Annotated in this window: 16 protein-coding genes; 1 reads left to right on the top strand and 15 read right to left on the bottom strand. The window is 72.6% G+C overall.

Annotated elements, in window-relative coordinates; all coding sequences use genetic code 11:
• Genes B0I31_RS13040 through B0I31_RS40585 form a run of 8 tightly spaced genes read right to left on the bottom strand, consistent with a single transcriptional unit; the run spans position 1 to position 6,329 of the window.
• The gene (locus B0I31_RS13040) at positions 1–549 is read right to left on the bottom strand and encodes a phage tail protein (protein ID WP_106615622.1); all 549 of its coding nucleotides are present in this window, start codon (positions 547–549) and stop codon (positions 1–3) included.
• On the bottom strand, positions 546–2,480 hold the full coding sequence (locus B0I31_RS13035) for a putative baseplate assembly protein (protein ID WP_106615621.1): 1,935 nt from the start codon (positions 2,478–2,480) through the stop codon (positions 546–548). Before B0I31_RS13035 ends, B0I31_RS13040 begins: the two co-directional genes overlap by 4 nt.
• Positions 2,480–2,887 (bottom strand): GPW/gp25 family protein, encoded by a 408-nt coding sequence (locus tag B0I31_RS13030; RefSeq protein WP_106615620.1) that lies wholly within the window; start codon positions 2,885–2,887, stop codon positions 2,480–2,482. Before B0I31_RS13030 ends, B0I31_RS13035 begins: the two co-directional genes overlap by 1 nt.
• Entirely contained in the window at positions 2,887–3,192 is a 306-nt protein-coding gene (locus B0I31_RS13025) for a PAAR domain-containing protein (RefSeq protein ID WP_106615619.1), read from the bottom strand. Before B0I31_RS13025 ends, B0I31_RS13030 begins: the two co-directional genes overlap by 1 nt.
• 16 nt (positions 3,193–3,208) lie before the next feature.
• On the bottom strand, positions 3,209–4,987 hold the full coding sequence (locus B0I31_RS13020; protein ID WP_106615618.1) for a VgrG-related protein: 1,779 nt from the start codon (positions 4,985–4,987) through the stop codon (positions 3,209–3,211).
• Positions 4,984–5,685, bottom strand: coding sequence for a CIS tube protein (locus B0I31_RS13015; RefSeq protein ID WP_219910688.1), 702 nt, complete (start codon positions 5,683–5,685; stop codon positions 4,984–4,986). The genes B0I31_RS13020 and B0I31_RS13015 overlap by 4 nt, the downstream gene beginning before the upstream one ends.
• A gap of 17 nt (positions 5,686–5,702) precedes the next feature.
• On the bottom strand, positions 5,703–6,128 hold the full coding sequence (locus B0I31_RS13010) for a phage tail protein (protein WP_106615617.1): 426 nt from the start codon (positions 6,126–6,128) through the stop codon (positions 5,703–5,705).
• A 27-nt stretch (positions 6,129–6,155) separates the two neighbouring features.
• Entirely contained in the window at positions 6,156–6,329 is a 174-nt protein-coding gene (locus B0I31_RS40585) for a hypothetical protein (RefSeq protein ID WP_181320140.1), read from the bottom strand.
• 1,648 nt (positions 6,330–7,977) lie between these two features.
• Here B0I31_RS40585 and B0I31_RS13000 point away from each other — a divergent pair.
• The gene (locus B0I31_RS13000) at positions 7,978–8,274 is read left to right on the top strand and encodes a hypothetical protein (RefSeq protein WP_146173832.1); all 297 of its coding nucleotides are present in this window, start codon (positions 7,978–7,980) and stop codon (positions 8,272–8,274) included.
• Between the two features lie 225 nt (positions 8,275–8,499).
• On the opposite strand, the gene B0I31_RS40580 is transcribed toward B0I31_RS13000, so the two are convergent.
• The 7 genes from B0I31_RS40580 to B0I31_RS12970 all read right to left on the bottom strand — a co-directional run bounded on the left by B0I31_RS40580 (position 8,500) and on the right by B0I31_RS12970 (position 17,904).
• Entirely contained in the window at positions 8,500–8,658 is a 159-nt protein-coding gene (locus B0I31_RS40580) for a DUF6760 family protein (protein ID WP_181320139.1), read from the bottom strand.
• Positions 8,655–9,161 (bottom strand): hypothetical protein, encoded by a 507-nt coding sequence (locus B0I31_RS12995; RefSeq protein ID WP_106615614.1) that lies wholly within the window; start codon positions 9,159–9,161, stop codon positions 8,655–8,657. The genes B0I31_RS40580 and B0I31_RS12995 overlap by 4 nt, the downstream gene beginning before the upstream one ends.
• Positions 9,161–9,604 (bottom strand): phage tail protein, encoded by a 444-nt coding sequence (locus B0I31_RS12990; protein WP_106615613.1) that lies wholly within the window; start codon positions 9,602–9,604, stop codon positions 9,161–9,163. The genes B0I31_RS12995 and B0I31_RS12990 overlap by 1 nt, the downstream gene beginning before the upstream one ends.
• A gap of 21 nt (positions 9,605–9,625) precedes the next feature.
• Complete coding sequence (locus B0I31_RS12985) at positions 9,626–11,143, bottom strand: phage tail sheath family protein (RefSeq protein ID WP_106615612.1); 1,518 nt, start codon at positions 11,141–11,143, stop codon at positions 9,626–9,628.
• Positions 11,144–11,364: 221 nt separating this feature from the next.
• Positions 11,365–13,434: an ATP-binding protein gene (locus B0I31_RS12980; RefSeq protein WP_106615611.1), complete on the bottom strand. Its 2,070-nt coding sequence runs from the start codon at positions 13,432–13,434 to the stop codon at positions 11,365–11,367.
• Between the two features lie 719 nt (positions 13,435–14,153).
• Positions 14,154–14,822, bottom strand: a complete 669-nt coding sequence (locus B0I31_RS12975; RefSeq protein WP_106615610.1) for a Pvc16 family protein — start codon at positions 14,820–14,822, stop codon at positions 14,154–14,156.
• 49 nt (positions 14,823–14,871) lie between these two features.
• Positions 14,872–17,904: a hypothetical protein gene (locus B0I31_RS12970; RefSeq protein ID WP_245949854.1), complete on the bottom strand. Its 3,033-nt coding sequence runs from the start codon at positions 17,902–17,904 to the stop codon at positions 14,872–14,874.
• Positions 17,905–17,946: the final 42 nt, after the last annotated feature.

Below are 17,946 nucleotides of genomic sequence, written 5' to 3'. Positions count from 1 at the left end.
TCAGTCCCCGTTCCCCGAGAGCACCTCGACGGTGCAGGTGACGTGCAGCGGGCACACTGCGTCGACCAGCGCCACCACCCGCTCCCGGTCGACCACCCCGGACCTGCCCGGCCGCACCCGCACCACGACGACGTCCCGCCGGTCGGGCAGGGGCGTGTCGGGCCGGGTGGACCAGGTCGCGCCCGGCCCGTCGACCACCTCGGCCCGCACACCCAGGCACAGTTCGAGCCGGGCCACGAGGCCGGCCGCGGTGCCGCGCAGCCGGTGCAGCTCGACGGCCCGGCCCACCACCTCCCGGCGCAGCGGCTCCGGCCACGCCGGGTCCAGGTCCGCCGCGACCCACGACGACAGCCAGGCCACGAAGTCCGCGGGCGCGAGGTCCGCGTCGAAGTACTCCGGCAGGTTGTCCAGCGTCGCCAGGACCGCCGACAGCACGGCGTCCAGGCCCGCCGTGAACCGCTGGGCGAAGTCGTCCGCCGCGTACAGGGCGGGCAGCATCGCGCCCAACGGGTAGCGGCTGGGCAGCTCGGGCAGCGCGGCGCGACTCATGATCCGGCCACCACGACCTGGTGCTGGTAGGAGAACACCAGCGCGTTCGGCGCCACCTCGACCCGGTCCACCGGCGCGCCGCGGGCACCGGTGACCGGGTCGGCCGGGAACAGCCGGACCTCCTCCACCAACCGCACCCCGGCCACGCCCTGCAGCACCGCGAAGACCTCCCCGTACTGCACCGGACGGCCGAACTCCCACCCGGTGCCGTCCGGGCCGCCGCGCAGCGGGTCGAGGTGGCGGTACAGCGCGTCCAACGCCTCCTCGCGCACCCGGTTGCCCTCCGCACTCGGCGCGGCCACCCGCGCGACCACCGTGACGCCTTGGTACCGCGGCGGTTCCACGACCAGCCGGGTGCCCAGCAGCCGCCGTTCGTCCAACCGCCTCGCCACCGCCGACACCACGTCCTCGGTGGGCACCAACTGCTCGAACCGCAGCCGGTCGCCCTGGTCGGCCACGGCGTCCGGCACCACCAGCACCCGCGCCGCACCCGGACCGTCCGGCAGGCACCGCACCCTGGCCAGCGACGGCGCCGCCAGCCGGGCGATGTGCTCGTGGTCCTCGGCCGTCACCGCCCGTTCCCGCACCCGCAGCTGCTGCGGTGCGCGCACCTTCGCCTCGGCCACCGTCTCGCCGTCCACGCCGCCGCGCGCCGCCTCACGGTTCTCCACCGACGCCACGTACGGCACCGAGCTGCGCAGCACCGAGATCGCGCCACGCGCCACGTTGCCCGCCCGTCCACCGCCCGTGCGGTACCGCGGTACCTGCACCACCGAACCCTTGGGCGGCACCGCCCCGTAACGCCGCAGCGTGCCATCGGCCTCGCGGACCGCGGGCGGGAAGTGGAACTCGCCGCGCACGGCGTCCAGAACGACGTGCCGGTCCTCCGGTCCCGACTCGCCGAAGTGCTCCACCACGGCCCAGTCCTGCCACCCGTCGCCCGCCGACACCCGCACCACCACCGGGTCACCGTCCAGCAGCACGGGGGAGCGCGGCACGGTGAACCGCTGCCCCGGCACACCCGCCGTCTCGCCCAGCGGCACGTCCGCCTCGGTCTCGGCGTGCTCCGCGGCGGTCGTGCCGCCGATGGTGAACGCCTCGGCCTCGCGCACGGTCGGCGACTCCGAGTAGAACGGCTGCCCGCGCACCGGCTCGGTGACCCGGCAGCGCAGCCAGCCCGCGCGGTGCCCCGCCACCACGGACTCGGCGTGCCCGGCCGGCACGTGCAGCACCACCTCGCCGGGCCGGTTCAGGCCGCCGGTGGTGTCCTCGTCCACCTCGCACGGCAGCCAGTCCTGCCCGTTCCACGCCTCCCACACCAGCGGCGGCTGCCGCGGGTCGACGCCGATGCCCTCGACCCGGCTGTCCAGCCGCAGCACCACCACGCAGCGCGGCACCGCCGCCGACAGCCCGAACAACGTCGCGTCACCGGGCGTCGGCGCGGCCTGGAAGCACCGCACGTCCTGGCCCGCCTCCAGGTCCTTGGTCCGGTCGACGTGCTCACCCGACGCCGTCCTGGTCACCACCCGCCGCACCGAGCACGGCACCACGGCCAGCTCGTCGGTGGTGGCGAACACGACCGCCTCGGCGTGCTCCGACCGCGCCGTGGCGACCTCGGTGCCGACCGGCAGCACCACGGTCTGCGGCTGCGGCGCGGACAACCGGAACGTGACGTCGGCGCGCGCGGCGGTCGGCGGGAACAGCGTGATGCCCAACAGGTCCAGGAACGCCAGGTGGTTGCGCTCCGGCACCCGGTTGAGCCGGTAGACGAGCTGGTCGACCATCTGCGCGAACGTCTCGATCAGCGTGACGCCGGGGTCGGACACGTTGTGGTCCGTCCACTCCGGACAGCTCTGCTGCACGTACCGCTTCGCCTCGTCCACGAGCTGCTGGAAGCGCCGGTCGTCCAGGTTCGGTGCGGGCAGCGCCATCACTCCACGCCTCCCTCGGCCGGGATGGTGTAGAAGGGGAACACCAGGTTGCGCCGGTCGTTGGTGGACCGGATGGTGTAGCGCACGTCGATGTAGAGCGTGCCGACCTCGACCGCGTCGAACGCGACCACCACGTCGTCGACCTCGATCCGCGGCTCCCACCGGTCCAGCGCGGCACGCACCTCGCGGGCCACGAGACCGGCCGTGGCGCCGTCCGCCGACGCGAACACGTGCTCGTGGATGCCGCACCCGAACTCCGGGCGCATCGGCCGCTCACCCGGCGCGGTGCCCAGCACGAGCCGGATCGCCTCGGTGATCTCCTGCTCCCGCTCGACCATCCCGATACCGCCGGTCGGCCCGGTGCGCAGCGGGAAGCCCCAGCCGCGCCCGATGAAGCCCTCGCTCATCACAAGCCTCCGATGTGGACGGTCAACGCGCCGGTGAGGACGTTCGCCTGGCACGTGGTGCTGTCACCGACGCGCGCCGCGACCACCCCGCCGATGAGCACCTGGCCGCCGACGCGGGGCTTGACGACGTTCGCCGGCCCCAGCACGGCGTCCTTCGGGACGACGCACACGTGCAGGCTGCCGCCCACGGCGGCGGGCTTGCCCTCGATCAGGACGGTGGCCACCGCGACGGCCACCGCGGGCGGCGGCGTGCCGAGGGTGCCGCCGTGCGACGTCTTGTCGCCCAGCCGGGCGGCGGGAGGCATGGTGATCTCCTTCAGGTCAGTTGATCCGGACGATCCGGCCCTTGAGCACGGCTTGCGCGCCGCCGTCCACGGACGCCTCGGTGCGGCCCCGCACGGACACCGACGTGGCCGCCTCGACCGACACCGTGTTGCCCTTCAGCACCAGGTCGCCGCGCCGGGCGTCGATCGTGATGCCCCGGTCGGTCAGGCTGATCGAGCCGAGCACCCGGCGACCGCGCCGGGCACGCACCCGGATCTCGATGGCGCCGGTCTTCTCGTCCAGCGTGATGTCCAGCCGCTTGTCACCGGTCTCCAGCCGCACACCGGCGGCGGTGAGGCCGTCCAGCAGCTCCAGCCGGTTGCCCGTGCGCGACACCAGCGACCGGCGGTTCAGCCGGCCGCTGCGGCGGTCCACCAGCGGCACGTCGTGCGGCGACGGCTGGTCGACGCCGTTGTAGAGCCCGCCCAGCACGTACGGGCGGTCCAGGCTGCCCTGCTCGAAGCCGACCAGCACCTCGTCGTTGACCTCCGGGCTGAACACACCGCCACCCCGGACACCGCCCCACTGCACCGTGCGGACCCAGTCGGTGACGTAGTTGTCGTCCAGCCACGGGAACTTCAACCGCACCCAGCCGCGTTCGCCCTTGCCGAGCTCCCGGATGTCGGTGACGATCCCGGTCGCCAGCCCCGGCATCCGCGGCGGCCGGGGCAGCGCGTTGCCGCCCAGCACCAACCCGGCCAGCGACCGGTCCGGCGAGGCGCTGACCGTGACGATGCTGCGGTAGCCGTGGTCCGGCTCCAGCACGTGCCGCACCGACGTGGCCGTGTAGCGCCCGCTGAACGCCGGTCCCGCGTCGGCCAACGCGATCGGCACGCCCGCGCGCAGCTTCGGGTGGCCCTTGGCGACCGCCTCGATCTCGGCGTACCCGGCGCTCACCGAAGCGGCCAGCGACCGTGCCGCGGTGGCGGTCTCGGCCTGCGTGCCGTACGGCGTGTCCGCCACCAGCATCGACGTCCGCTTGCCCGCGGTCGACGGCATCGCTCCGGGCAGCACGGCCTTGCTCCGCACGGCGGGCTCGACCGCCACGAACGCCTTCTTCGTCGCCACGTCCCAGGCACGCACCTCGACGTGGTCCACCCGGTCCGAGTCCGTCAGCGACGCGCGCAGGGACAGCAGGTCACCGTGCCGCAGCACCAGCGGGCTGCTCTCGGTGAGCGCGGGCGCACCCGTCGCGGGCTCGGGCTTGAGCAGCTCCAGCTTCCCCTTGTCGTCCACCCGCACGCTCACGCCGTGCTCGTGGGCGATCTGCCGCAGGAAGTCCCAGTCCGAGACACCCGCCTGGCTGAGCTGCGCGTACGTGACGGGGGAGACCTCGACCCGGCCGACGGTGAGGCCCGCGTTCCTGGCCACCCGGCGCACCACGTCGGCGGCGGTCACGTTGCGGAACGCCTCCACCCGCCGGCCGCGGAACAGCCGGTGCGCCTTGCTCATCGCCCGGATGACGGTGAACGACCCGGTCGAGTCGCCGTCCTTCTCCAACGCGGTGACCTCGCCGCCGAACAGCTGCTCCCGCGCCTTGCTCTGCACCGTCGCCACCGACACGGTCAGCGGCGTGCCGATCGTGATGCCGCCGACCGTCAGCAGCTCGTTGTCGCCGTCCCGGTAGGTCAGCACCGCGACGTCCGGCAGGCCGACGTTCTCGTCGACCACGCAGCTCACGAGCCTCTTCTCCCACGTGCTCGTCAACGAACCCAGCTGCACGATCGGGTCGGCCGCGAACGACCGGAACGACCTGCCCGCGGCCTGCCGCGTCATCGGGCCTCCTCCACCGCGGGCACCAGCAGCTCGTCACCCGGCACCAGCAGCATCGGGTCGTCGATGTCGTTCGCCTCGGCGATCACCCGCCAGGCCGTGGCGTCGCCGTACTCGCGCCACGCCAGCTGCGGCAGGCTGTCACCGGCCACCACGCGGTGCACGCGACGCGCCTCCCGTGACCCGGACGTCGGGTTCTGGCCGGGCGTGTCGTCGCCCGCCTCCTCGACCGACAGCGAGCACGTCGCCCGCAGCGGCCGTCCGTCGACGTCGAACAGCGAGTAGTCCACCGACAGGTTCGACAGCACGCCGTCGAACGACGTGGTCTTCGAAGTGCCCCACTCGAAGCGCACCCACGGACTCGCGGGCTTCTTCGCCGCCAGGCTCTTCTTCGTGGGCACGCAGGCCAGCAGCAGCTGCTCCACCCGCGTCTCCACCGAGTTGTCGTGCGTCGCGGTGGCGTCGAGGAACACGTCCACCGACAGGGTCCGCGGCCCGCTGCCGACGAACTCCGGCGTCGACGTCTCGCCCGCCGTGCGGGACGGGTTGCGGCGCCACTCGGTGCTCTTGGTCAGCGCCACCGTGCTCGGGTTGAACTGGAACTTCACCGTCGCCAGCTTGGCGCCCGGCTTCGCACCCGCCTGCGCGGGCGGCTCCATGATCACCAGCTGGGCGCGGGTGAGACTGGTCTTGCGTGCCACTGCCCGATCCCTCCTCTTCAGGACGCGTCGATGCCCTCGTGGGCGATCTCCAACGTCTCCACGGCGGCCTGCGAACTGGCCGGGTCGAACGACGGGCCCTGCCAGCGGACCGGGACGATGCCCTGGACCTGCCAACTCGCGATCCGGGTGCCGTCCGGGGTGAGGGCGACGATCTCGCCGTCCTTGCGCTCGACCTTCTTGATGACCTCGTTGAGCCACTTGACGACCTTGGCGGTGTCCGACGTGACCGGCCGGGTCATGGTGATGTTGGACCAGGTGATGCGCGAGGGCAGCTGCCAGGTGAACCCGTTGTTGCCGCCCTCGGTGAACTGCTCGACCTCCATCTGCGCGCCCATGCCGTCACAGGTGTGGAAGGCACCGAGGTCGTTGCCCGCGATGGAGAGCTGGAAGAAGACGCTGGTGGCGAAGAGGGTGTCGGACATCGGTGTCTCCTGGTGATGTGTCCGGGGTCAACGGCGGCGGTCGTGCAGGAGGCCGGTGCGCTCGCGGCCGTGGCGCAGTTCGGCGCGCAGGAGCCTGCCGACCGGTTCGAGCAGGCGGCGGGCGAGGTCGTCCAGGTCGGAGCGCTCCAGGCGGTGCGGCGTGCCGGTGGCCGTCTTGTCGGTTGCTGCTTTCGACTTCACCGGCTGATCCGGTGACCGCTGCACGGTGACCGACCGCTGGACCGTGGCGGGTCGGATGGTCGGTGCGGCCGGCACTTGCCCCGCCGGTCTGGGCGGTGCCACCACGACGGGCGGGTAGGCCGGGACGATCGGCCGGCCCGGTGTGGCTTCGTCAACCTCTGCCGGAGTTGCCGGCCGTACTACCGCGCGCTGCGCCGTCCTGGGAGCCGGCGTGACCGGGCCTGCCACCGCCGCGCGTTGCACAGAGGCCTTGCTCGGGGACCGTTGTGCCGCCGAACCCTCGCGCGCCGGGGAGCTCCACCGAACCGGAACTGCCTGGCGCTTCTCGGGTGCACTCGGTGTGCTTGTCGTCATGGCCGGGGTCGTGGACGAGATCAGTGGCCGATCCGCGAGCAGGGGCGCGGTGGGGGTGTGGCGCTGCACCGCCGGTCGGGCGGGCCGGACGACCGGCAGCCGGGTCCGAGCCGATGGCCGCGGTGAGGATGACTGTGGCGCCAATGCCGGTGACCCTGCCGCCGCCGGTTGCGCTGACAAAATCTGTAATCCCAATCCCAATGGTGCCCTGGCAGGAACAACGTTGGCGCGCTGGCGATCCAAGCCCGGTCCGGCAGTCGACCCGTGCGGCACCACCGCGTCGGCCGGTATCCGCGCCAGGGGTTCACCCAGAACAGGTCCCGTCCTCGACTTCCGCTGCACGACCGCCCTGGTCGGGTCCGGTGCCGGAGGCTCGCTCAGCTCCGGCGGCCTGACCGGGGCGGGGCGCGCTACGGCCGGGACCTGCGCGGCAAGTCGGCCGGGGACCGGCGGGGTTCGGGTCTCGCGTTGTACAACCGTGTCAGCTTGAGCCTCCGCTGCAGGTCGGCCGAGGACGGGTCGGGTCGGGGTCTCGCGTTGCAGGACCGTGTCGGCCTGGATCTCCGCTGGGGGTGAGCTGGGGACGAGCGGGCTTTGGGATACGCGTTGTACGACCGGGTCGGCCGGGGCTTCCGCTGGGGGTTGGCCGTGGACGGGTCGGGTCGGGGACTTGCGTTGTACGACCGAGTCGGCCGGGGCCTGCGTTGGGGGTTGGCCGTGGACGGGTCGGGTCGGGGTCTCGCGTTGCACCACCGCGTCGGCCGGGGCCTCCGCAGGGAGTCGGCCGAGGAGGGGTGCGGTCGCGATGTCGGTGCGGCGTTGTACGACCGTGTCGGTGGGGATCTGGACCGGTGGCGCGCTGTTGCCCGGAGTCCGCTGCACCACCGCGGTGGCCGGCAGGTGCGCCAGTGGCTCACCCAGGGTCGGTCCGGTTCGTGTCGTCCGCTGCACCGGTGCCTGGGCGGATGACCGCAGTGCCCGAGGAGCGACAGCAGGGGTCATCGGAGGCGCGGTCGGTCCGCCGATCACCGGTGCGGCAGGCTCGCCCTGGCCCGGCGCAGAGGCAGCTTCCTGGCGCTGGATCCGCGCCGGGCCGGCAGGTGCCGGCGGTGGCTGGATCGCCGACGTCGCCCTGGCGGGACTGCGAAGCACCGGGACCGGGAGCGCGTCCGCCGTGGCGCGGGAGGCCGGTTCACCTGGTACCACCGGTGATGCGACCAGCTCTCCGAGCAGAGGCGCGGACCCTGACTCGCCGGCCGGCGGACCGGGTGCCTGGCGTTGCACAGGAGCCGGAGTGGGTTCTGCGGCCTGGGTGGTCGTCCGCGCGACCGGAACCGAACGCAGCGGCGTCACCTCCCGGTGTGCCACGGTCAGCGGCCTGCCGAGCGGTCGCACGGGCACCGGGGTGGCCGGTGACCGCTGCACGGCGGGGCCGGTGGTTCCCGTCGGCTCCGGCGAAGGCGTGCCGGTGAGGTCGGGGTTGCGCAGGGCGACGGTGAGCTGGTCGTTGCCCGCGTACTCGCCCGGCTCGCCGGTGTGCCGGGCCACCCCGTGCACCACCCCGGCCGGTGCGCCGGGCAGGACGGCGTGACCCAACCGGCCGCCGAGCGCGTGGTCCTGCCACGCCGCCAAACCGCCCCGGAACCGCAGGCCGTCACCCACCGCGATGCCCGCGCGCTGGATCACGCCCTCCATCGGCCGGGTCGCACGCCAGCCGCCGTCCCATCCCGGCCGCCGCGCCGGAGCCGGCACCGCGACCGAGGACACGGCGGCGGTAGTCGGCCTGCGGCGGAACCTGTCCCAGAAGCCCATCGGGTCACCCCCCTTCGTTCACCCTCGTGTTGATGCGTGCGATCTCGCGGACCCAACGCCTGCGCTCGTGGTGCTCCAGGTCGAGGATCTGCTCCCGTTGCCAGTGGAAGTGGTAGGCCACGTACGCGACCTCCTCGTGCAGCCGGTCGGCCGCGTACGTCACGATTCCCCCAGGCGACCACCGGCCAGGTCGACCTCGAACCCGCTCCCGCACGACGGGCACGTCACCCCGGCGCGGGTGTGCCCCTCGCTGTTGATCCGCCGGTAGAAGTCCTGCAGGAACGCGATGTCCGTGGCGTACATGCGTTCCACCACGCCCACGTTCACCTCGTCGACCGTGCCCAGCTCGGTGATCACCAGGCTGAGCAGCAGCACGCTGAGGTAACCCGGGTTCTCCTTGACCCGCAGGTCGATCTGCGGTCGCAGCTCGTCCCGCGCCGTCGCCAAACGCATCCGGCCGGTGCGGTGCACCACGCCGTCCGCGTCCACGTAGCCGCGCGGCAGCTCGAAGTCGAACTCGGTGCGCAGCGCGGGTTCCCGCACCGCGACCGACCGCTTCACCTCGTCGTCCGACGCCTCCGACCCGACCGACCGCACCGACCCGACCGACCCGACCTGCTCGGCCAGTTCGTCCAGCGAGTCCAGGCCGATCACCCGTCGCCTCATCAGTCCTCCAGGGTGATGTCCTCGAAGGTGATGGTCACCTTCTCCACCGCGGCACTCGATTCGCCCGCCTTCAACGACGGGCCCTCCCACTTGCTGACCCACCCGTTGACCAGGTTCAGCCGCCGCTCGGTCTCGCCCTTGCTGTTCATGATCTCGATGGTGATGTTCTGCCTGGCCGTCTCGACGTCACCCTTGTTCACCGTCTCCTTGAGCCACTTGGTGAACTCCTTGCTCTTGTCCATCCCCCTGGTGACGGTGATCTCGCCGCCCTTGCGCGCACCGGGCTGCTTGCGCAGCAACGGCTTGCCCTGCGGGGTCACCTGCGAGATCTCGACCACGTCCTCCTCGACGGTCACCCCGCTGACCTCCTGCAACGACTCGACCATGTACGCGCCGAGCTGGAGGCCGAAGATGTGGGTGGACAGAGCGTCGCCTTCTGCCATGACTGGTGCCGCCTTCCGGTGCTACTCGCTGACGAGACTGGTGTTGTCGGAGAACTGGGACAGGCGGAAGACCACGAACTCGGCGGGCTTGACCGGCGCGACGCCGATCTCGCACACCACCTGGCCCAGGTCGACCGACTCCGGCGGGTTGTTGTCCCGATCGCACTTGACGTAGAACGCCTCGTCCGGCGTGCGGCCGAACAACGCGCCCTGGCGCCACTGCTCGGTGAGGAACGCGGTGATGTTGCGCCGGATCCCGGCCCACAGCCGGTCGTCGTTGGGCTCGAACACGACCCACTGGGTGCCCAGGAGGATGGACTCCTCCAGGTAGTTGAACAACCGCCGCACGTTCAGGTACCGCCACGCCGGGTCGGACGACAGCGTGCGGGCGCCCCAGATGCGGATACCGCGACCGGGGAACGTGCGCACGCAGTTCACGCCGACCGGGTTCAGCAGGTCCTGCTCGCTCTTGCTCAGCGTGGTCTCCAGGTCCACCGCGCCGCGGATCGTCTCGTTCGCCGGAGCCTTGTGCACTCCCCGCTCGGCGTCGCTGCGCGCCCACACCCCGGCGATGTGCCCGGACGGCGGCACGAACGTGTTGCGTCCACCGGCTGGGTCGAACACCTTGATCCACGGGTAGTACAGCGTGGCGTAACGGGAGTCGTGGTTCGCCTCCTCCATCCGCCACTTGTGCACCCGCTGCGCGGACAGGCCGGGCGGCGGGTCCAGCACGGCGACGCGGTCACCCATCTGCTCGCAGTGCGAGATGACGGCGGCCTGCACGGTCTGCACGCCCTCCAGGTCGATCAGCCCGCGCTGGTAGGCGCTCATCAGGTCCGGCACCGCGACCATGGTGACCTCGTCGACGTTCTCCAGACCGCCGAACCCGGTGCGTGCCGCGGGGTCGCCGACGTACTGCTGCGCGTCGAGCTTGACCGGCTGCGGCGCCTTCGGAGCGGGCACCGCCACCGACTGCCGTTCCGGCCGGGTCAGGGCGGCACCCGACCGCTCGCCGACCTCGATCAGCTTCGACCGCTCGGCGACCTGCGTCACCACGTAGTTCTTGAGGTTCTTCCGGGTCGACACGTCGAAGCTCTCCACGACCTTGTCGCCCTGCCGGACCAGCAGCTTGAAGCGGTCCTCCGGCGGGTTCTCACCCTCGGCGTCGGCGATCTCCACGGAGATGTCCTGGCCCGCTGCGGGCAGCGCGGAGATCCGCAGCCCACCCAACATCACGGGCGACGCGGTGGTGGGCTCGGTGTCGGCGTCACCGGCCGGACCACCCACCCGCACCACGTACGCCGCACCGCCGCCGTTGGCGAAGTAGCCGTAGACGGCGTGCGGCAGGTAGGCGTCCTCGGTGAAACCGCCGAAGTCGCGCACGTACTGGTTCCAGTTGGCGACCCGGGTCGGCTGGTGGAAGGGTCCCCGCTCGGCGAAGCCGACGAAGGCCGCCACCGCGGTGCCGACACCCTCGATCGGGCGTGCGCCGGTCTGGACCTCCTCCACGTACACGCCGGGCGAGAGGTACTGCGGCATGGTCGCTCCTCGTCTGCTCATCCGCTGGTGTCTGCTGGTGCCTGCTCTTCCGCTCTGGCACGACCAGCGTCGCGCGCACACGACGGCGGCGGCAGGTCCCGCGGACCCCGGCCAGGGCACTTCCGTTGCCCCAACAGGCAATTGGGTGTTCAGGGCACGCGAAAGGGCACCCTTGGTCTCGCTGTCCTCAGCGGGACTTAGTCGTCACTGAGACCCGGTCGTCACCGGGATTCGGTGGCCTGCAGCCACGGCCCGAACTCGCCGGGCAGCACGAGCCTGCCGAGCTTGCGGTACTCCTGGTGCACGGCGGCGATCACGTCGGCCATCCCCACCGGCCGCCCGCCCGCCGCGGCCAGGTAGGCGGCGGTCACCGCGCACGCCCGGATCGACCCTCCCGCCAGCTCGAACCGGTCGGCGCAGAACGCGAGGTCCAGGTCGTCCGCGCGAGGCAGGTGCGAACCGAGGCAGCGGTCCCACAACGCGAGCCGTTGTGCCGCGCCGGGCAGCGGGAAATCGGCGATCACGTCGATCCGGCGGGTGAACGCCTCGTCCATGTTGGACCGGAGGTTGGTGGTGAGCACCGCGATGCCGTCGAAGGACTCCATCCGCTGCAACAGGTACGCCGACTCGGTGTTGGCGTGCCGGTCGTGCGCGTCGTTGACCTCCGAACGCTTGCCGAACACGGCGTCCGCCTCGTCGAACAGCAGCACGCCGTGCACGCCAGCGGCCTCGGTGAAGATCCGTTCGAGGTTCTTCTCCGTCTCGCCGATGTACTTGTCCACCACCGACGACAGGTCCACCACGTAGAGGTCCATGCCGACCGCCCCCGCGACGACCTCGGCCGACATCGTCTTGCCGGTGCCCGACTCGCCCGCGAACAACGCCACCACACCACGTCCCCGACCACCGCCGGGACGCATGCGCCACTGACCGAGCACCCGTTCCCGGTGGCGGGCGCGCAGCACCAGCTCGTCCAGCTGCCGGCGGGTCGGCTCGGGCAGCACCAGGTCGTCCCACTCCACCGCGGGCGTGATCCGCCGGGCCAACCGCTCCAGCCCGGCCCCGTTCTGCGCCCGCACCCCGGCCCGGACGTGCGCCAGGCCGATCGGCCGGTCTTCCAGCAACGCCAACCGTGCGGCGGCCGTCACCGCACGCTCCACCTCGTCCGTGCCGAGCCGGTAGCCCGCCAGGTCCGCCACCACCGCAGGATCAGCCGCCGTGCCGGTGGCATCGGCCAGTGCCCGTGCCCACCGGTCGGCCCGCGCGTCCGCGTCCAGTGGTGGCACGTTCAGCGACACCACCGGTTGGCTTGTCCACTGTGGATCCCAGTGGCGTTTGCCGTGCAGGAACAGCGGCACGTCGTCGGTGAGCCCGGTGAGGTCGCGGATCAGCTGGACCCGCTCGGGCAACAGGGGTTCGAGTGGGCCGAACACCAGTCCCGCACCACGCAACCGGGCTTCCCTCACCAACGCCGTGAGCGGAAGGTCCGCACCCGCCGTCACGTCCAGCACCAGCGCGTCCCGACCTGCCGCCGCCAGCGCGTCCACCGCGACCCGGCTCGCGTCACCACCGGTGTCCTGGAGGTGGACGGCCAGGATACCCGCGTGCAGCGCGTCACCGATCTTGCGCGCCAACGCCTCCGGTGCCGGTTTCCCCGAGCGCAGCCGGACGGTGGTGCCGATCGCGGGGTCCAGTTCGTCGTCGCCGAGGAGGTGGGCGACGATCCGGTCGGGCACACGGAGCGTCCGTGACAACGCGGGCACGTCGTCGTCCCGCACCTCCACCAGCCCGTACTTGACCAGCGGCGCGGCCGGGCCGAACCGGAACCTCCCCGCGCTCGCCGCCGGCAGCCCGCACAACTCCAGCGCCAGACCGACTGTCGCGCGGCGTCGCGTGACGTCGTCGTTGAGGTAGCCGTAGAGCCGTTCGAACCGTGCGTCGATGTCCGGCGCCAGGGCCACCAGCAGGAACTCCACATCCACCGGTTCCAGCCCGAACCGCCGCCCCAACGTCGACAACCGAGGCCCAGGCTCAGGCACCATCGCCGCCAACACATCGAGGTCGGGATCGGACTCCAACGGCGGAAGCGGCTCAACCGACCGATCGAGCACCCGCCTCACCGCCTCCGCGGTCAGGTAGAGCCCCCGATGCGGATCACCAACCTCCAACTCATCCCCACCCCGCCCCGCGACCGCCTGCCGAACCCTCCACTCGACCACACTCAACCTCGCCCAGAGATAGGCAAGATCCGCCGCCCGCGCCGGTGTCCCCATCGCCGTGGTCATGGTCATCGCACACCACCTTGTCGGTACCGGTTGCTACCGTCTGCCGAGCACCAGATCTCCTGCCCACCGAAGATCACCCAGACGAGCTAACCGATCGTGAATGGAAGATTCGAGGAAACTTTTCGGACCGGAAATGCGTTGCCGGGAAAGAAGGAGGCGGCACGGCGCGGCGGGCAAGGTGTCGGCAGCGGACGGCGGAGGGCTCGATCCGACCCTCGCAGCACGATCGCCAGCCCCACGCCAGAGGGGCAGCGGCCAACGGCGGCGACCAAGCAGCCGACGCCTGACAGACAGCCTCGCGCTCCGCAGCCAGTGGCGGGTGGCGGGGTGGCCGGTGCTGGCGGCTGCCGAGTCGGCGGCTGGCGCTGCGGCTGGGCGGTGCGCGGTAGCGGCCGGCGGCGGTGTCGACAGTCGGCGGCGCGGCTGCGGCTGGCGGGTCTGCGGCTCGCAGGTTGGCGGTCGGCGCCCGCGGTCGGCCGGTCGGTGTCCGCGGTCGGCGGTTGCGGGTCGGCGGTGCGGTAGTGGCTGGCGGGTCTGCGGCTCGCGAGCTGGCGGTTGGTGTCCGCCGTGGGTGGTGCGGTAGCGGCTGGGGAGCGGTGGCTGGCGGGCCGGCGGTTGGTGTCGGCGGCCGGTGGGTGGTGGACGGTGGGTGGGAGCGTGGGGGGCGGGGCGGGGTTGGGGGTGTGGTCGGTGGGGTGTTGCCGGGCCGGCGGGTGTTGGGGGCATCAGACGATGGGGCCGCGGCGGCGGCGGTCGGTGGGGTGAGGGCGGGTGGGGGCGAAGGCGGTGGTGTCGGGGTGGTTGTCGTAGCGCAGTCGGCGGGCCGGTTCGGTGGGGGTGCCGGCCAGCACCAGGCCGTTGTCGGCGGGGCGGGGGAGTGGGGTCAGGGTGCCGGCCACCGGGGCGGTCGCGACGAGGTTGATGGCCGGTTTCAGCCTGCCGCCGAGGGCTGACCACACGTCGGTCGCGGCACGGCCTTCGGAGACCGGGCCGCCCGACTCCAGCACGACGGTCAGGCCGAGGTCGGCCAGGGAGCCGGTCAGCCACTCGGGCGCCAGGTGGCCGTGGCCGGCCAGGCATGCCAGCGCCTCGGACAGCAGACGGTGCTCGTCCTGTGGCCGGTTGGTCCACGCGGTCACCAGGTAGGACAGCCGGAACCAGCGGGGTGGTTTGCGGTGGGCGACCAGTTCGTCCCGTTCGAATACCTCCAGGTTGCCGGTGCTGCGCCTGGTCGAGTCCTCGCGGATGTCGTAGAGGAACACGTTCACCGTCGGCGCGTTGCGGCGGGCCGTCCAGTCGGTGGTGGGCGCCTCGAACGCGAGCTCACCGCCGCCACCGGGCACGCCGCCGCTGTCGAGCAGTCGGCGGATCCCCTCGTCCACCTCGTGGATCACGATGACCTCCTTCGACCGAAGACGTTGGGGCGATAGCGAAACGGGGGGATCACCGGCGCCGGACCTCGTCGGGTGGGCCCACGGAGCCGGGCACGACGAGGAACTCCGTGGTGGCAGCTCGGAAACCGGGGCCGGCGGCGGTGATGGTGCGTTCTCCGGTCTGGTCCTTGGCGAGGATGAGCAGTTGCGCGGTGAAACCGCCGTCCGGGCGCGGGACGGTCGGGGTGGCGGCCGCGGTGATGCCGGGGGACCACGACAACCGCACCGGCACGCCGGGAGGGAAGTCCAAGCCGCGCACCGAAGTCACGAAACCGGGCTCCCCGATCGGCGGCACGGCGACGATCCGGGGCAGCAGCACGCGCATCGGCGCGACGGCCACGTTGTCCCCGGCATCGGCATCGGTGCCGCTCGTGCGCAAAACACCCCGCACCGCGGCCTCCAACGGCGCGTCCGGCGCCAGCACGACCTGCACCACCTGCGACCCACCGGGCGGCAGGTCGGGCAACCCGCACCCCACGGCCGCACACCCCGGCGGCAGCGCAGCCACCGGCACCGCGGGCAGCCCGAAGTCCAACCGCAGCCCGGTCGCGAGCCCACCACCACCGTTGCGCACCGTATAACTCACCGTCGCCCGTCCGCCCACATAGGACGGATTCGGCTGCACGACCACCGCCAGCGAAGGGCCAGCCGACGGCACCACGGGCGGCGGCGCGGGAGGCGGAGGACCGGTCACCGGGTCACGCACCGGGATCCCGGTGGCCGCCGCGTTGTCGGACGGCAGCACGTCCACCACCGAACCGGCCACCGACCAGGTCACGTCCCGCCGACCGGGCACCAGCCCCACCACCTCGGCGACCACGTCCACCGCCTCACCAGGCCCGAGCACCCCGAGATCGCACCGCAGGACGTCACAACCACCCCGCGCGGGACGCAGGCCGAGCAGACGCACACCCTCCGGCACCGCCACGGTCAACACCGTCCCGGGCGAGGCGGCCGGACCGCGGTTGGTCACGGTCACCGTCACGGCGGTCGTCACGCCGGTGTCCACCTCCGGCGCGGAGGACGGCGCCCGCACGGTCAAGTCGACCGCCTGCTGCCACGTCGGCTCCTTCTGCCTGCCCGGCAGGTCCGCCGTGATCCGCCGCATCGCCCCCGTGTCCACCTCCACGACGACCAACTCCTCCGGCGACCGCAGATCACCCTCACGACGCGCGGTCAGCACCACCTGATCCCCGGACGGCGAGAACGACACGTCCCGCGGCTGGAACGGCCCCGAAGGCGGCGCGGTCAGCGGCGTGGCACACGTACCGGCGGGCAGCAGCACCCGACACCCGTCATCCGCCAACGTCACCAGCAGCACACCATCGGCCTCCCGGTTGAACGCCAACGTTTGACCGTCCGGGCTGAACACCGCGCTGTCGTCGGTCACCTCGCAGTCGAACCCGCACACCGCCGCGGACACGTCCCGCTGCCGGTCCAGCGTCCCGGCCCGGGCGGTCCACACGTGGTTGTCCCGCACCTCGCCGGTGGGCCCGTCGAAGACCCGACCCCTGGTGAACGCCACCGTGCCGCCGTCCGGTGACCACGCGGGCTGCGTGTCCTCCTGGTCGGCCGCGGCCGGCGGGGGAGTCAGCCGCCCGACCACGGCTCCGGTGGCGACCTCGACCACCACGATCCGGCTCGGCCCTCCCTCCGGGCGCACCCCTCCCGGCGTCCGGCGGGCGAAGGCCAAGTACCGGCCGTCCGGCGACCAGACGGCGTCGAACTCCCAGTCCCCGGGCTGCCGATCGGCGACCGGCAGCCGCCGCGCGTCACCGCCGTCCGCGTCGACCAGCCACAGCCGCTGCACCCGCGTGTCGCCGACCTGCTCGAACCGGCTCAGCGCGAGGGTCCGGCCGTCCGGGGAGTAGGACTGCCGCTGGGTCCACGGGTCGAAGCCGTCCCGGGGCCGGAACAGCAGGTTGGGGTCGTTGACGCTCTCCGGGTCCTCTCGCAGCACCGGCACGCCGAGGTCGCGCGGGTCCGACCCGTCCGGCCGGATGTCCTGCAACGTCGCGGTGAAGTGCGTCTCGGCGGTCGTGCGGGCCACCACCAGCTGCTCGCCACGCGCGTCCACCAGCCAGGTCGGCGACGTGACCGCGCGGTCCTCCGCCAAGAGCAGGCCGGGCGCGGCCGTGACGGGCAGGCCCGGGCCGGTGTCGACCTGGTACACCTTCTCCACGTCCGGGTCGGCCGGGCACGAGCACACCTGGTCGGTGCTGAGGAACAGCAGACCCGCGCCGTCCGGCTTCCAGACGGGCCACCGGCCACGCCACCCGGCCTGGTCACCGCCCAGCACGGGGACGCCGACCCGACCGCCGGCGAGCACGCGCAGCCCCGGGACGCCGCCGACGTCGAGCGTGTAGGCGACCCGGTCGTCACGCGGGTTCCAGTCCGGTTCACCCGCGTCACCGTCCGGTTCGTCGGTGAGCCGGGTGACCCGCCCGCCGCCGACCGGGATCCGGTAGATCTCGCGGCCGCCGTCGCGGTCACCGGAGAACGCGACGCTCGCGCCGTCCGGGGAGAACGTCGGCCACGCCTCGTCGGAGGACGGCGTGTCGGTCAGCCTGCGCAGCCCTCCGCCGTCCACGCCGACCAGCCACAGGTCACGCCGGTCGCCCGCACGGGAGTCGAACACGACCGTCCGCAGGTCCGGGGACAGCCGGGGGTGGCCCGCGTCGAGGCCTTCGGTGAGCCTGCGCACCGAACCGTCGACCGCACGCACGTACACCTGGGGCGTGGGGCTGTCACGCAAGCTCGTGAACACCACCAGGCCGCCACGCGCCGACACGTCGTCGTCATGGTGCGCGGGTCCCGCGCCGAGCAGCGGTTCACTGGGCCGCAGCTGATCCGGCACGGGCCCGCTGACGACGCCGAGGCTGCGGTGCCCGGTGCCGCTGTAGGCGATCCGGCCGGACACGGGTTCTTCTTGGAGGACCGACGCCGACACCGACGTGGCGACGTCGTGCACGACGACGACCGCGGCGCTGAGCGCCAGCACCGCGCCGATCGTGGCGATGGGCCGGTTCGGCAGCCAGGTCACCAAGGTTCCACCTCCGTCTGGGGCGTGTGCCGGAATCGTCGT

Source organism: Saccharothrix carnea, assembly GCF_003014735.1.
In the GTDB taxonomy this organism is placed as follows: domain Bacteria; phylum Actinomycetota; class Actinomycetes; order Mycobacteriales; family Pseudonocardiaceae; genus Actinosynnema; species Actinosynnema carneum.
Note: the sequence above shows the minus strand (reverse complement) of the source record. Positions and strands in the feature narration are given on the sequence as shown.